We start from the raw sequence: 477 nt of genomic DNA on the forward strand, positions 1-477 counted from the left end.
TTTAGCCCGGTTGAGGTAGAGGATCTTTCAAAGCATAAAATGGATAGTGAGGAAGCTTTTATAGAAGGAAAAGCGGTTAATACGATCAACAAAGCAATTTCTGAAAAACGTAAAGTGTGTGCTGTAGGTACTACGGTAATGCGTTCTTTAGAAAGTTCAGTGTCTTCAAACAGGACTCTGAATGAATTCAGTGGATGGACCAATAAATTTATCTTTCCTCCATATGATTTTAGTATAGCCAACTGTATGATCACCAATTTCCACACGCCAAAATCAACTTTGTTGATGATGGTTTCTGCATTTGCAGGTCATGATTTTATGAAAAAAGCTTATGCCGAAGCAGTGAAGGAGAAATATAAATTCTACACCTACGGGGACGCTATGTTGATCCTGTAGACTGAGTGTTCAGTGTTCACTGTTCAGTGAGCAGTGCTTCTCAAGTAAAGAATCAAACCTGCAAGGTCTTTTTTGGACCTT

Annotated in this window: 1 protein-coding gene; it reads left to right on the forward strand. The window is 38.6% G+C overall.

Annotated elements, in window-relative coordinates; translation table 11 throughout:
* Positions 1–396 (forward strand): S-adenosylmethionine:tRNA ribosyltransferase-isomerase (locus tag HC175_RS18105; RefSeq protein WP_168139647.1); only part of this gene is annotated, 396 nt, incomplete at its 5' end.
* Between the last annotated feature and the right edge of the window lie 81 nt (positions 397–477).

This window comes from Salinimicrobium oceani, from assembly GCF_012037645.1.